Consider the following 16077-nt stretch of genomic DNA (forward strand, 5'->3'; position numbering starts at 1 on the left):
CCAACCAGCCCGCAACGCCGCAAAGGTCACCGGACGCCCGTGATCTTTAACCGGCCCGACAAGACCGATCAGGTAGCTAAGATCGTCTTCGGTGACGGGGCGAGTGTCACCAGGCTCGAAATCCCGCACCATCCGACGCAGATGATCGGCCGTCACGTCATAGCCGACATCCGGATACCGCCGCCGCACGGCATCGACCAGCCGCCGGACGTCACGCAGCTCGACGAGACTTGGAACGCCCGAGGCCCTATCGAATTCCTCGTTGATTTCCTCCCACAGCGGAACAGCTCCCGCGCGCCGACCGACTCGATGACCGAGCCGTCGGTGCGCGAGCGCAACGAGATTTTCGAGTCGCTGCGGGACATCGCGCAACCAGCGCGCACCCAACCGCCGAAAACCCCGCTCCCCGTGGTGCAAGCCAATGGCATCGGCCAACCGGACGTGACCACCGTACCGATGCGCGAGCTCGTCCACGAGCCGCCGTGCCAGGCGTTCGCGGTCGACCGACTCGCTTTCCACTCGAGCTCCCGCATCGCCCGGTTCCTGCGACGCAGCCGAGCGCCCCGGATCGTGCCCGCCCGAATCCGACGCGGCCACTTCCTCCACCGGGGAGAGGGCAGAAGTCGAGGACACGCCCGCAAGCCCCCGCTCCGCCGCACTTTCCGCTACCGCATCCCCTTGAGGATGCTCATCACGGGACCGGCGGCCTTCCAGACCCGGTTCCACCCGATCTTGCGCAACCTCCTCGTTCGATCGCGCCACATCGGGGTCGAATCCCTCGAGCGCCGACCGCTCCCCGGCAACCCCCTCATCAGCGATCAGCGACTCAGCCGAATCCTCGGAATCCGCCCCAGCCGACTCGCGTTCGGCGATCGCCGGAGCTTGGCGCAGCTCATCAACCGCAACCTCGTAGAGTTCGCGATTCCCAAAGCCGTTTTCCAACGCGAACTCGGCCGCGATCTCGTTGACCAGAGCCTCGGCATCGGACCGCCGCTCGTCCCCGACCACCGTGGCGGCGTCCGAGACAGACGCGACATCATCCCCAACCACCGTGTCCGCATCCCCAACAGACCCGGCATCATCCCCAACCACCGTGTCCGCATCCCCGGACCAGTTCAGTTCGGCCGTCCCGCCATCGGCTAGCTCACGAGCGCGACGTGCTTCGCCGACGTTGACCTCATAGAACTGACGATCCCCAAGGCCGATGCTCAGCGCTTGGCGCATCAAGGAATTCGTCCGTCGCAGGGTCTCAACATCCGGCGACGGACCTTCGCCACGCATTTCACCCAGCGCCAGCTCCGCGACGTTCAGCAGCCGCCGCTCAAAGTCCTCCGGCAGCACCCCCGACTCGTCCAGCCCAATCCGGCGGGCCAACCCCTCCCAACCATTGCCTCCATCCAGCGCGAACTCGGCCGCAAGCTCGTCGACCAACGCTTCGGCATCGACACTCCGCCACTGCCCGGCCAAGGTCTGCGCGGCTTCCCGCGCCTGTTGTTCCACCTCCGCAAGCTGCCGCTCGGCAAGCGGCCGCTCAGCAAGCTGCCTCTGCTCAGTAGAAAGCTCCCCCGGATCCGCCAGCGAGTCGAACGGGGGTTCAGTCCGCGGCATGCGCAGGTGCTCCCAGCCGGGTAGCAGCTCGGCACCCTCCGGCAACGACACGCCACCCGCACGCTCGACACCGCGCACCCGGCCCGGCCGAGTCGAATACCAAACACCGGTCGCCGGCAAGGCCGGAACCATCCGCCCATCCGCCCCCACCGTCGCCCCAGTGACCACCGGCGCATAACCAAGCCCCTCCGGACCAAACCACATCATGTCCGGCGTCCAGACCACCTCAACACCCAGCTCGGCATCCAACCCGCCCGCGAAACCCTTACTGATATTGCAGGCATACAACCGAACCGGCGTGCCCAGCACCCAACCGCTGCCCCTGACCAGATCGGCGAACTCACGCGCGGTCACAGCCTGCCCGTCGACGACCACCCCACCGCGACCGTCCCCCTGCACCACCACGGCAAACACGCCGTCTTCCACCAACAAGTTGCGCGCAGCCGCGTGGACCTCGCCCGTGGAATCACTGGTCACGAGCATCCCGGCCGCAACCAGCTCCACGACCCCAGGCGCACGATCCACATCCAGCTCGTCGGAATCCGGTGCCTCAGTGGCCCGCGGACTGTCCTGCCCACCTCCCGGCTGCTCCGCGACCACGTTCAAGAACGCATCGACCAACTCGCCGAGGTCAACCCTCTCGACGACGGCGGCCCCGCCGTCCGCCCCTTCCGGCGAACCGACTGAGCTTTCCCGTGCGGCGGAGGGCCTCGGCACCTCGGGCAGCACATCGAACAGCTCCGACAACCCAGAACCACCGGGCGCCGTCGCCGACCGACTGACCGACGTCGGGTCGTAAACATCCAGTAGCACTTCGGCCGCCAGAGCATCCAACTCCTCGCGGAGCTCCTCCAGGTGCCGCACATGACGCCCGTCCTCCCGGCTCCACGATTCACGCGGCGCATTCCGATACGGAGCGGCCTGTGCCATCGCCGCTCGCAGACCGGACCGGTGGGACTCCGGCAGATCCGCCAGGTAAGAGGCCAGCACGTTGTAAGCGCTCAACAGCCCGGCAAGAGCCGCATCGACCCGCTCGCTGACCCAGGACGAACCGAGCTCGTCCACGGTCACCGGCCGACCGGACTCCTGCCGCAACACCACCAGCCGCTCGGCAAGGCTCCGCACATCCGCCACGGAAACCGGATCGGCGCCACCCAGCCCCAGCCACTCACGAACCAATCCACGCAAATGCTCCGGCGCCACCCCATCCGATCCACTCAGCTCGGGCACGGTCTCCGCCAACGCCTCACCCACCTCGCGGGCATACAGCACGTCCTCAGCCCGCAAATCCGCGGCCCTCCGCACACCGGCCAGCACCGAAACCAACGCACCCAGACGAACAATCCGCCGCCGGTCACCACGGCTAAGCCCGTCCTGTCCGTCCACACCAAAGACCCCGGGACCGAACCGGCGCACCAGCTCGTCAGCCAACAGCAACGGACCCAAACCGGAGACCTCGAACGCCACACGCGCCGCCCGAGCCTCCGCCGCCACCACCTCCGCATCCGTGCGGAGCTCCTCAAGGGAAGACGCCTGGCGTGCGTACGACGGCCGCCACGGACCCGCGCTCTCACCGACCACCGCCTCGATCGCGTCCAACCGCCTACGCAACTCGGGCTGGTACCAGCTCGGCGACTCCGCCAGATCCTCCGTTGCCCTGGCGACGGAATCCCGCAACGCCGCAAGCGCCCTCCCCGCACGATCGGCGACTTCGTTGCGCTGCGCGGTCCAGACGCGGCGCAGGCCGTCCCACGTCACGTCTCCCTCACGCGCCAGCCCCAACACCAACTCAGCCAGATGATGCACATCAGCCTCGGTGACCGGATGCTGCCCGGCGGCCTCGAAACCATCCGCCCAACGCCGCACCGCCGCCCCAAAATGCTCGGTGATCCGCGCTTCGTCGATCTCGCCGATCCCCAGCCCGGCCTCACCGCCCACCGCCTGCCGCAACTGGACCAGCCTGGGTGCGAACCGATGTGCGTCCTGCGCAGCACGCCGCAACTGCTCCAGGTTCGGCCGCTCCCCGAACATGAACACCGCAAGCTGCGAAATACTGACCAAGCGCGCCCAGCCATCACGTGCGTCCGCCGAATCCACACCTACCTCGCGCGCGATGTGCCGCCCGCCTCCATGCTCCCGCGCCAGCGCCAACAGCGCGGCCTCAGCCGGGACACCGCTGCTGCCCCGGACAGCCCTCATCTCCTCAGCGAACCAGGCGCCCTCGGTGCGGAGCTCTTCCAGCAGCCTTGCTCGGCCCTCATCGGTCGGGCGCCACGGCATATCGCGCTCCCTGCGAGCGCGGTCAGCCAGCGAGCGAGTCGCTTCCCGCAAACCCGAGTGCGCCACGGCCGACGCGCCCGTCAGCTCCTGCAACGATCGATCCAGCTCGTCCAGCGTGCTACGCGCACGGCGCTCCAGAACTTCCGCGCCGGCACGCCAAGCAGTCCGCAACGCCTCATAGGTCACCGGACGCCCGTGATCCCTCACCGGGCCGACAAGACCTGCGAGATAGCGAACCTCTTCATCTGTGACAGGTCGAGCATCATCCGGCGCGAAATCCCGCACCATCCGACGCAGATGATCGGCCGTCACGTCATATCCGACATCCGGATACCGCCGCCGCACGGCGTCAGCCAGCCGCCGGACGTCGCGCAGGTCGCCGAGGCTCACGGTGCGCCGGTTGTGGGAAATCTCCAGCCACAGCCTGACGATGTTCTCCAGTCGCCGCGGGACATCGCGCACCCAGCGAGCACCCAACCGCCGGAAACCCCGCTCCTGATGATGCAAGCCAATGGCATCGGCCAACTCAACGTGACCACCGTTTCGGTCCGCGAGAGCCTTGACCAGCCGCCGTGCCGTTGGTCCGAGATCGCTCGACGAGCTTTGCGCACGAACACCCGCATCTCCCGATTCCGGTGACGAAGTTGACAGCCCCGAGCTGTTTCCGTCCGAATCCGACGCGGACGAGGGCTCCACCGGCGGGAGATCAGCGGACGAGGGCGCACCCGCAGGACCCGGCTCCGCTCCACTCCTCGCTACCGGCGCACCGGGATGCTCATCACCGGACCGGCGGCCCTCCAGACCCAGTTCCCGCCACTCCCGCGCAACCTCCTCGTTCAGCCGCGCCACATCGGGGTCGATTCCATCGAAAACCGACCGCTCCTCTGCAACCTCATCCGCGATCGGCGATTCACCCGAACTCTCGAAATCCGACCCAGCCGCCTCACGTTCGGCTATCGCCCGAGCTTGACGCAGCTCGTCGACCGTGACCTCGCCGAGCAGAGGATTCCCGAGACCGTGGTCAAGCGCTTGGCGCCTCCAGAAGTTCGTCAGTTGCAGCGTCACGACATCCGGCAACGGAGCACCGTCACGCCATTCTTCCAGCGCCAGCTCCGCGACGTTCAGCAACCGCCGCTCAAAGTCCTCCGGCAACACCCCCGACTCGTCCAGCCCAATGGACCTGGCCAACCCCTCCCAACCATTACCGCCATCCACCGCGAACTCGGCCGCGAGCCCGTCCACCAACGCCTCGGCATCGACACCCCGACCCCGCCCGCCCAAGGCCACCGCAGCGTCCCGCGCGTCTTGCTCCACCTCCGCAAGCTGGCGCTCCGGTAGTGGCGTCTGTTCGTCGGAAAGCTCCCCGAACAGGCCAAGATCCGACCGTTGGTCTGGCGGGCGCATGCGCAGGTGCACCCACCCCGAATGCAAACCAGCACCCTGCGGCAACCGAACCGCATACGGACCCTGATCAACACTCTGCTCACCGCCCGGCCGGGTCGTCTTCCACGTCCCGCTGGGCGGGAAGTCCGGAAGCATCCGCCCATCCGCCCCCACGGTCGCACCGGTAGCCACCGACGCATACCCACCGGTCCCCGGACCGAACCACACCCTGTACGGCGACCAGACGACCTCGACACCCAGCTCCTCGTCCAGCCCTTGCGCGAACTCCCCGCTGATCTCGCACGCGTACAGGCGAATCGGTGTGTCCGGCGTCCACCCGCCGCGCCTGACCAGATCGGCGAACTCCTGTACGGACACCGGCTGTCCGTCGACGACCACCCCGCCGGCCCCATGCCCCTGCACGACCACGGCATACACACCTGCCTCCAGCGGCAAGTTCCGCGCAGCGGCGTGAACCTCACCGATGGAGTCGGTGACCACGAGCATTCCCGCCGGGATCAGCTCCACGAACGCGGGTGTCTCCGACTCGACGATCTCAGCGGGCCCGCCCATCTCATCCTGCCGAGTGTCAGCGGGAGCACGATCCGCATCCAATACATCCGAATCCAGCGACGTGGCCGGATGTGGGCTGGCTTGGCCACTTCGCGGCTGCTCCATGACCACGTTCAAGAACGCATCGACCAACTCGCCGAGATCGGCACTCTCTACGACGCCGGCCCCGCCGTCCGCCCCTTCCGGCGAACCGGCCGTGCTTTCCCGTGCGGCGGAAAGCCTCGGCATCTCAGGAAGCACATCGGCCAGTTCCGACACCCCAGAACCACCGGGCACCGTCCCCGACCGACGGACCGAAGGCCGCTCATCGGCGTCCGACATCACTTCAGCCGCCAAAGCATCCAGATGCTCCCGCAGGGCCTCCAGATCCCGCACACGGCGCCCGTCCTCCTGGCTCCACGATCCGCGCGGCGCATTCCGATACGGAGCGGCCTCCGCCATCGCCGCCCGCAGACCGGGCCGATAGTCCTCCGGCAGATCCGCCAAGTAGGAGGCCAGCACGTCGTAAGCACTCGACAGCCCGGCAAGAGCCGCGTTCACACGATCGGACACCCAGGACGAACCGAGCTCGTCCACGGTCACCGGCCGACCCGCCTCCTCCCGCAACACCACCAACCGCGCCGCGAGGCTCTGGACGTCAGCGGTAGACCTCGGATCATCGCCCAGACCCAGCCATGCGCCAATGAGTCCGCGCAGATGCTGTAGTGCCACTCCGTCCGTCCCGACCAACTCGGGAACGGTCTCCGCCAACGCCTCAACCACCTCGCGGGCATACAGCACGTCCTCAGCCCGCAAATCCGCAGCCCTCGCCACACCGGCCAGCACCGAAGCCAACGCACCCAGACGAACAATCCGCCGCCGCTCCTCGCGGCTAAGCCGGCCCTGCACGCCCACACCAAGGACCCCGGGATCGAATCGGCGCACCAGCTCATCCGCCCCCAGCAGCGGATCGAAAGCCGCCATGGAATCCGACCCAGCATCCTCGCGTTCGGCTATCGCCCGAGCTTGACGCAGTTCGTCGACCGTGACCTCGTAGCGGATGGGGTCCCCGAGACCGTTGTCCAGCGCTTGGCGCATCAAGGAATTCGTCCGTCGCAGGGTCTCAACATCCGGCAACGGAGCGTCGTCCCGCCATTCGCCCAGCGCCAGCTCCGCGACGTTCAGCAACCGCCGCTCAAAGTCCTCCGGCAACACCCCCGACTCGTCCAGCCCAATGGACCTGGCCAACCCCTCCCAACCGCTACCGGCGTCCGGCGCGAACTCGGACTCGTCCGCGAGCATCGTCACCAACGCCTCGGCACCGGCACGGCGCTCATCCTCCGCGGGGGTGGCGGCACCCACGTCAGACGGGCGATCACGCCCGAGCAACGGCTCGAGGTCCGAGTCATATCCGTCTGGTTCAGCTTCAGCCGTCCCGGCAAAGGCCCGCGCAGCGTCCCGCGCGTCTTGCTCCACCTCCGCAAGCTGGCGCTCCGGTAGCGGAGTCTGTTCGTCTGAAAGCTCTTCGATCAGGCCAAGATCCGACCGTTGGTCTGGCGGGCGCATGCGCAGGTGCATCCACCGCGGATGCAAACCAGCACCCTGCGGCAACCGAACCGCATACGGACCCTGATCAACACTCTGCTCACCGCCCGGCCGGGTCGTCTTCCACGTCCCGCTGGGCGGGAAGTCCGGAAGCATCCGCCCATCCGCCCCCACGGTCGCACCGGTAGCCACCGACGCATACCCACCGGTCTCCGGACCGAACCACACCCTGTACGGCGACCAGACGACTTCGACACCCAGCTCGCCATCCAGTTCACGCGCGAAAGCCTCGCTGACGTCGCACGCGTACAGCCGGACCGGCGTCGCGCCATCCCAGCCATCGGAGCTCCGGATCAAACCGGCCAGCGTCCGCGGTCGCACCGACTTCCCGTCCACCCGCACGGCGCCGCGACCATCACCGCGGACCACCACCGCGAAGCGGCCACGCTCAACCGGAATCCTGCCCGCCGCGGTCCGGATCGCACCATCGTCATCGAGTCCCGACCGGACGAACAGGCCCCCGGGGATTCGGGCGACGGGTGACGCTTCGCCGTCATCGGTGCGGGACTTCCGCGCTGAAACTGCGCCCTCGCCGCGCTGGCCGTTCGCGGTGCCCGATATCGACGACGGATGAGGGTTCTGCTCGTCCTTCGCGTGCTTGCCGGTCGCCGCCGTCTCAGGGAGCGCGCGACCATCGGCGGACATGGCACTGACCGTTTGTGCCGCGGTCGGTACGTCCTTGGCCCCGGATGTCTCTGACGCGGGTGCCGCGGCAGCAGTCCTTCCTCCGGTTGCCGGAAGAGCCGCAGCACTTTTCACCAGCGAGTCCGGGACCGATTGGACCGCTTCCCCGATGTTGGTCCCGGGCGTGGTGATCGGCAGACCATCGGCCACGGACCGCGGTCGCCCCCCAGTGGCCGGGAACCGCATCCAACGTCGGCCACGGCGTCCCCGGCCCGGCACGAGTGCGATGACGTCACGACCGAGTTCCTGCGCGAGCCCCTTCGCTTGCTTCGAGGACACCACCACGGCGTCACCGGAACCGGTTGCCGGCGCCACGACGACCGGTGCCGAACTCGGCGTTCCCGGGGTGGTCTGCGCCCGCACAGAGTCGGCGGACGGGGCGTTGGCGCCGGGCTCCTGCGAAACGCGGACCACCGTCGCCGCCGACGACACCTCGGTCGGCAGGCCGTCGAGACCACGTCGGTCATCGGGCATTGGCCGGGTGGCGGTCTCAGGGGTGGGCGCGGAGTCGGCAGCATGACCAGCCGGGGAGACAACGTGGACGTCCGGCTTCGCACTGCCGTGAGTCGCCGCGGAGTCCGTTTCGGACATGCCGTTCGGCGTAGCCCCGAGCGCCGAAGAATCGGTAGTAGTCCCGCTCAGGCTCTTCAACCCGTCCGCGTTCGCGGAGCCGGTCGTGTGGGAGCTCGAACCGGAGGGAGTCTCGCTGTACGCGGGGGGCGGATCCGCGTGCGCCGTGTGAGGCTCAGTGGAATAGGCCGGAGGTTCGACGGAATAGGCCGGAGGCGGCGAAGCGGGCCTTGCGAAGTCCCCCGTGTTCGTGGGCCGTTGACCGCTGCCGGCCGAAGACGTCGCGGTGTTCGTGTCCGCCATCGATGAACCAACCGTGCGATCGTTCTTCGTCGATGGATTCTCCCCTTGCCCAGGATCACGCGTGTCGTTTCCGGCGGCACTAACCGATTCCTCGCCGCGCGAAGCGGGGACCGCGGTGTTGGGATCGACGATGCTCTCCCCGCCGACGGTGCCGCTGGTTGTCGCAGCCGGAGAGGCGCCGATGCTGGATCGCCCTGGATCCGACGCGTGTTGGCCATCGATGAACGTGTCGCCCGTGGACGACGACGCCGTGGCCCCCGCGATCGATGAGCCACCCGGACCCGACACACCACCACCAGCCGACGACGTCGCACCCACACCACTGCCCGCACCCCCCGGCACCGGCACGCTGCCCCGATCAATCCCCACCGGCACACCCCCACCCGCACCCGCGCCCAGACCGGGGCCGGTCGACCAGCCCGCACCCCCGCCCAACGGACCCGACACCTCCACCCCCGAACCCGAACCAGAACCCTCGTCCGACCACACCGACTCCGCATCCGAATCACCACCCGACCCATACCCCGAGTCATACCCGAAATCATCACCCGCATCATCATCGAGATCGGAAGGCTTTCCCACCAACGGCGCCAAATCCGAATCCGAACCCGAACCAGCACCCGACGCCACATACGGACTCCCCCCACCCGGCAGCAACGACCCCGCCAACCCCAACCCCCCCATCTCACCCACCCACTCACCCACACGATCAAAGAACCCCGCCGTCCCCGAAAACACATTAAACTCCCCCGTATACGCCCACTCCCCAAACATCTCCGTCAACCCCTCACCAATCGCCTCCCCCAACCCCGACCCCACCCGCGCAGCCCACATCCCCCCCAACGACATCCCCCCATAATCCTTCACACTCTGCCCCACCGCGTCAGCAAAACGCGCCATCGCCGAGATCGGATACTTCTCCGCATGCTCGGCCACCGCGTGCCTCGCCGCCGCCACCAAAACCTCCTCATCCACCGCACCACCCAACCCCCGCACCAACACCCCCGACACCGCATTCCCCACCACATTCCCCAACGCCGCCATCGGCAACGCAAACAACCCACTCACCGCCCCCACACCCACCGCATCCACCGTCGCCTTCTCATCCCACTCATCCGGCTTCCGCGTCCCCATCGCGATCTGCGTCCCCTGCACCGCCGGATCCAGCACCAACTGCACCCCCACCCCCGCCACCTCCGCCATCGCCAACCGCACAAACAACTGACCCCACCACGACCGCAACAAAAACCGCATCACCGCAAACCGAAACGCCAACCACGCCCCCACCCCAGCACCAAACGACAACGCCGCCATCGCAACCGCCCACGCCATCTCCGCCAACAACAAATTCAACCCATACAACGTCATCAACTTCAAATACTGCACCTGCAACGCCCACTCCCGCACCTTCTCCCCCACCCCCGACAACACCGCCCCACCCCGCTCCAAAAACAACTCAAACCCCACCCACTGCTCCTCAAACCGATCCGCCGCCTTCCCCGAAAACTCCGACAGCACCCGCCCCACCAACTCCCGCAACACCACACCCACCTCCGCCACATCCACCGCCTTCACCTCCAACTGCTCCCCCACCCAAAACAACCAACCCTCATCCGCATCCGTCGGATCATCACCCAACACCACCAACAAAAGCTTCCTCTGCTCCTCCGTAAACCTAATCGAAACAACCACCCGTAACTCACCCATTCCACGAATCGAAACCAGAGACCGCCAACCGGCCCAATCCGGACAACGAACGCCGCGCACTTCTCGCCGCCGACCCCATGTCGACCAGCAGCCGCGTGCGGTAACACACGGCCGGCGTCCGCCCAGCCTCAGCCGCGCGACGCAAGTCCCGCATCATTTCCACGACGACAACACGGGTCGAACCTCTAAGAGGTTCAAGCCCTTAGACCATTTGCATCGTTGTTCACCAAGATGCCATCTTGCCGACGGAAGGCCCCGGCCCGTATTTCATGTTGGCACGCACAAGACGCCCTCGGGTTCAGTCTTCAAGCCCTGGTCACGCGGGCAGAGCCACGAAACCGGCGTCGCATTCGATCCGAATGCAGGCCAGCTCGCCGCCGACGGCGCACGCGGGATCGACGCCCCAGCTCGCCACGCCGGCTCCCACAGCGGCCGGTCACTTCACCGCGATCGGCGACGCCCGCTCTGGCAGCGAAGCGTTTCAGAGCTTGGCCGCTTGCTCCGCCTCGGGTGTGCTGTCTTCGTCGAGCTGCCATGGCATGACCTCTACTCGACCGTCGAGGTCTCCGACGTACTTGTCGTGCATTTCGGCTACTTCGTCGTCGGTCAGGGCTGGAACGCTGCGGATGAAGCCGCCGACCAGGCGCACGGTCGCCGGGCCCCCAGGGTTGAAGAGGACGTCGGCGTCATCGGCGAGCAACTCCACCAGCTCGTCGATGTCAACCCGGCGCCAGGACGGTGAGGTGATCCGGAGGCGGTGCGGTTCAGAGGTGGCCACCACGGCACACAGCACGTCGTCAGGCGAGCGCGTCACGAGCGGCCGGCCGTCGCCGTTCATCGCGAGGTCGAACACCGAGTCGCGCAGGATCAACCGGAGCTGGTCCGCATCCGCGCTCGCCCGCACCATCATTCGCAGCACCGCGTCAACCGGATCGCTCGGCGAGTTCTCATCCGAAGGCTCGTAGCCCGGGTTAGGACGGAACTTCCCGACAGCGCCGTCCTCCAACGGCCATACCCCGACTATCGCGCTCACCGGTGGATCGGGCTCATCGGCGGTCGGACTCCATGCCGGGTCCATGAGAAGGAACCACTTCTCGGCGGCATCCGCACCGTTTCGCTCCCCAGCCTCCCCCGGGGGCGCAGGAGTGTCGACACTGTCCGGGCGCTGCACATCGGTCATCGTCTCGACTGCTTCCCAGGCCGCCATCACTGACTCCTCACCCTGCTCTGCGACGTTGCCGAGGAGGGTTCGGCACCCCCGCTCGCACGCGGATGCCGCGTACCGGCTCCCTACCGGATCCGGCAAACCCGGCACGACGGTACAGCGACGAAGCCGGACAGCTGGCCGCCCCGCACCGGAAATGGCGTTTTGGCCCACGTTCTCTGCACTTGAGCGCATCGCTACCCGCGTTCCGCGCCAGAGCATCACACTGCGGACGAGCACCCGTGCCGGCATCCACCCCTGTGCCCTTTCCCCTAAGGGCAGTGTGCCGGGCGACGTCTTGCGTCGCGGGCCGAGCGAGGACAGGCTGGCACAGCCCTCGAGTCCGGTACCAGTGGAGCGGCCGCCTTCACGATCTCGGACGTGGAGTCCCGTGCCGGAGTGCGGACGCCACGCAGGCTGTTCTCAGCGGCCGGGACGCGCATGAACGGGTGAGGACGACGATGGTGGACGAGGTCGGCCGCAGGGCCGCCGAGTGGCTGGACCGCACCTACGCGGGCCTGGTCCGGCTGGCCGATGACGAACCCGTCGTCGCGGGTGAGCGGACGTGGCTGTTCGGTTGTGAATACGCCGACGCCGTGGACGAACCGATGCTGGCGTCGGCCATCGTGGTGCCCATGGACGGTGCGGAGCCGTTTCCGCCGGCGAACAGCGACCCGCTGGACGAGCCGTACAACATGTCCCGGCCACTCGATCTGGGGCGGCGACCGTGGGCCTGGCGCGCGAACGCACGCAACTGCCTGGTGGCCACGGACGCGGGACTCGATCAACGGCCCGCGACGGCACTGCCTTGGCAACCGCGGGACGAAGCGCCCGGCTGGTGGCCGCGGCTGCTCGCCGAGTATTTCCCCGACGCCGAGGTGGCGGTCTGCACGTCCTGGTCCGAGGTCGCGGACGCGATTCTCGACGCGGGCCCCGACACGCGAGGGGCGGTCTGGCTTCGCAGGCGCCTGCACGGTGTCGAGTTGACCGGTCATCTGGTGAACGTCCTCAACGATGAGGGGCAAGCCGTTTTCCTCGACGGCCAACGAGGCTCGTTGGCCAAACTGGAAGAGGACGTATCCGGACTGGTGCTGGCGCGGTTCCACCGGCCGGCCCCCATGGAAACGATCGCCGTGCCGTGGCAGGCCGGAGCCGCGGATCTGGCTTCGGCGCTCGCCAAGGCCCGTAGCTGGCTCGACCAGGCATACTCCGATGACGTGGTGCTGGTCGCCCCTGGCCCTGCCGACGAGACGCGCCGAGGATGGCTGTTCGCCTGCACGACGGCACGTTTCCTGGGCAGTGGCCACTGGCAGGACCAGATGCTCGACGCCGCGCTCGTGGTGCCCAAGGCCGCGGGCGAGGAACCGTTCGGGCTGCCGAACTCCGACCCGTGGGACTACCTCGCGAAGTGGGATGCCGGGGAATCCGGCCTGGCCGCACCGCCGGCCCCCGGGGCGGCTGCCTGGTTCGGCCCGATGGCACAACAGCTCGGGCGAGTGGTCAGCACCAACGTTCACCAACATTGGGGCGAGGTCCTGTCCGAGCTCGCCACTCTCTCGCAGGACGCCCGAGCCGTGGTGTGGGTCCGCCGCCGGGACGCGCGTGGCCGGGAGACCCTCGGGAACCTGCTGATGGCCGACGCTGCCTCCGACGGTGTGCGGCTGGTCGATGCGATGGCCGAGGACGGCAATCCGACTCTGGACCAGGAAGTCCTGAACCTGCACGTGATTCGCTTCGAGTAGAAGTCCCCTTTGCGGTGCCGACATGAACACCGTGCCGCGCAACGACGCCGTACCACAGCCTGCCGTTGACGTGAGCTGATCCCGCATGCCCCGGCACCGTGCTCTGGTCATGTACCGACGTGGTCTGACAGAACCGGATCACGGTTGTGGAGCGGGGGTGAGACCGACGAGTCGATCGGAAAACGGCTGTACAACTACGAGCAAGTAGCCAAGATGTCCGGGTACCTGCTGAGGTTCCCCCACCTCCGTTTCCTCCGCGCGTGCGGAAAGTGCGGCGGCACATCGAAGCCTCCTCCTGCCACCACCTGAGGGCCAAGTCCAGACCAACCAGACCGCTCCCCTCAGCCGCCGTAGCTGGAGCGTCAGGCCCAGCTTCGCCATCGCCAGACCCGGCTTCGGCCGGCTACGCCAAGAGAGGGAGATATGTGTCACCGTAATTGGCGATGATCATCCCATGCGGATTGGCGATCGGATCGAAGGCGTTGTCCAAGGCAACCAACGCGACAATTCCCTGCCAACGCCACCGGCCCTTGTTCGTGGGCATCCGAACAGCGAAAGCCACAAACTCCGCGTTGATCACCGAGTGGTCCAACTGCGGCTCGGCGGTATTCGGCCGGGTCGCGGTGTTCGCGAAAGCGGTGTAATTGGTGACAGCTTCCCCTGCCATCGTAAACAAGGGCCCGTTCTTGTTCGGAACGTCCATCGCGAAGTCAGGGAAACGAGTATAGGTTTGGCTGAAACTTTCCACTTCCTCCTCGTTTTCGAGCACGGCGCCCAGGTACAGGCCCAGTATCCGGCCGTTGGACAGCGACATCCGCTGGTCGGCGGGCGTCTCGGCAGGCCGGGTGGTCAGGAACAGCCCCCACTGACCTTCGAGGATCTTCTCGTGATCCCGAAGGTGCCGCGCTTCCAGGAGCGCGGGCTTGATTCGGGCGAACGGCGGGTCCTCACCCTTGATCGTCCGGCGGACCTCGGCCGCCACGTCCTGTTCCAGCAGCGACCACAGTCGTTCCATGTCGTTGGCCATGGCGACCGGCAATCGGGGGTCGTCCGGATCCCGGGCGATGTCCTTCAACCACTTGAGGCTGTGCGCGAAGCCCTCCGCGCGGACATGGTCGGCGTTCGCACGAACCGTGGGGTGTACCGCACCGTTCTCGTCAGCGAACGGCGCGTACACCCGCCCTGCCGGGTCCGCCCCATCCCGCCACGGGAACGCTTTCTCCATCTCCGGATCCGGTTTGAGCTGGTGCTCCACGACCCCCATCGGCTGCTCCTGGGAGACCTTCCGCCACCAGCTGCGGACCGTGCTCCCGACAAGCAGGCCGGTCATCTCGGCTACCTTGTCGGCGCTGTAGCGCCGCCTTCCAGTCGCCTCGTCGACCTGCTGGCCCAACGCGGTCACCCAGCGCCACACCTGCTCCCGGATCGGCTTCGGCAGCACACCGTTGCCATTCACGGCCAAGGAGTCTTCCCGTACACCCTGCCGGACAAGGTGCTCCCGCACCGTGTCGCCGGGATGCTCAGGCCACCACCACTCCGGCAGCACCTCGGCGGGCACCCCGGCCTCCTGGCGCTGCCTGGAACTCTCCTGCCACCAGTTCCGGACTGTGGCGGGACGTATTCCGAGTCCGGACATCGCGGCTGCCGTGTTCGAACCGTAGCGCCGCCCTCGGCGCGACTCGTCGACCTCTCGTCCCAAACCGATCACCCAAAGCCGCAGGGACTCCCGGATCTCCGGCACGACCAGATACCCCCTGCGATCCATGGTGAAGGCGTCCTCCGGTACCCCCTCGCCGAGCATGTAGTCCTTCCACGTCCTCGGCCCGCCGGACTCAGCCCGCCGCCACTCCGTCGCACCGGCCGGCACCTCGACCGCCGGCCGCCGCAAGGGGACGCGCTGCGACAACCTATGGACCGTGGTTTGGCTCATCAGGCCGCCTGACAGCTTCGCGATGTCGTGGGTGCTGTAGCCCTCGCGCGCCAACCCGAGCGCCCATTGGTGCACGTGCGCCTCCAGGTCAGGCTCCAGGCGGTCCCGGCCGTCCTTGGCAAGGGCTCTTTCCGGCACCCCCTCAGAGAGCAGGTAGTCCCTCAAGTTCTGCGGCCCATGACGCTCAGGCCGCCACCCCAGCCAGTCCGGCTCGCCCACCGCCGCCCGCTGCTGGGAAGCTTCCTTCCACCACGACTGAACCTGCTCCTGACTGGCCAGGCCGCCAGACTGCTTGTTCGCGTCCTTGATGGTGTAAAACTTGCTCAGCAACGGGTTGATGTCACCCTTGAGGCCGATCACCCACCGTCGCACTTGTGCCTCTATCGCAGGATCCAGCCGACGCGGGCCCCTCTTCACAAGAACGCTTTCCGGCACCCCCTCAGCGAGCAGGTAGTCCTTCAACGTCTGCGGCCCGGAGCCAGGCACAGGCCGCCACCCCTCCGGAATTT

At 67.4% G+C, this 16077-nt stretch carries 4 protein-coding genes (1 of these 4 only partly in view); 1 reads left to right on the forward strand and 3 read right to left on the reverse strand.

All coding sequences use genetic code 11. The features are described 5' to 3' along the window. Positions 1-10692 carry the 5' end (the start) of a hypothetical protein gene (locus tag SACE_RS26385; protein ID WP_143538231.1) on the reverse strand. 14502 nt of this gene lie to the left of the window's left edge, so 10692 of the gene's 25194 nt are visible here — the first part of the coding sequence; it begins with the start codon at positions 10690-10692; its stop codon lies beyond the left edge, outside the window. A 481-nt stretch (positions 10693-11173) separates the two neighbouring features. Then, positions 11174-11899, reverse strand: coding sequence for a type VII secretion system-associated protein (locus tag SACE_RS26390; RefSeq protein WP_009951229.1), 726 nt, complete (start codon positions 11897-11899; stop codon positions 11174-11176). Between the two features lie 446 nt (positions 11900-12345). Here SACE_RS26390 and SACE_RS26395 point away from each other — a divergent pair, with 446 nt between their 5' ends. After that, entirely contained in the window at positions 12346-13638 is a 1293-nt protein-coding gene (locus SACE_RS26395) for a YrhB domain-containing protein (RefSeq protein ID WP_231849793.1), read from the forward strand. Between the two features lie 403 nt (positions 13639-14041). Here SACE_RS26395 and SACE_RS26400 read toward each other — a convergent pair whose 3' ends face one another. After that, on the reverse strand, positions 14042-15928 hold the full coding sequence (locus SACE_RS26400) for a hypothetical protein (protein ID WP_143538232.1): 1887 nt from the start codon (positions 15926-15928) through the stop codon (positions 14042-14044). Between the last annotated feature and the right edge of the window lie 149 nt (positions 15929-16077).

The sequence above is a fragment of the Saccharopolyspora erythraea NRRL 2338 genome (assembly GCF_000062885.1).
GTDB lineage: Bacteria > Actinomycetota > Actinomycetes > Mycobacteriales > Pseudonocardiaceae > Saccharopolyspora_D > Saccharopolyspora_D erythraea.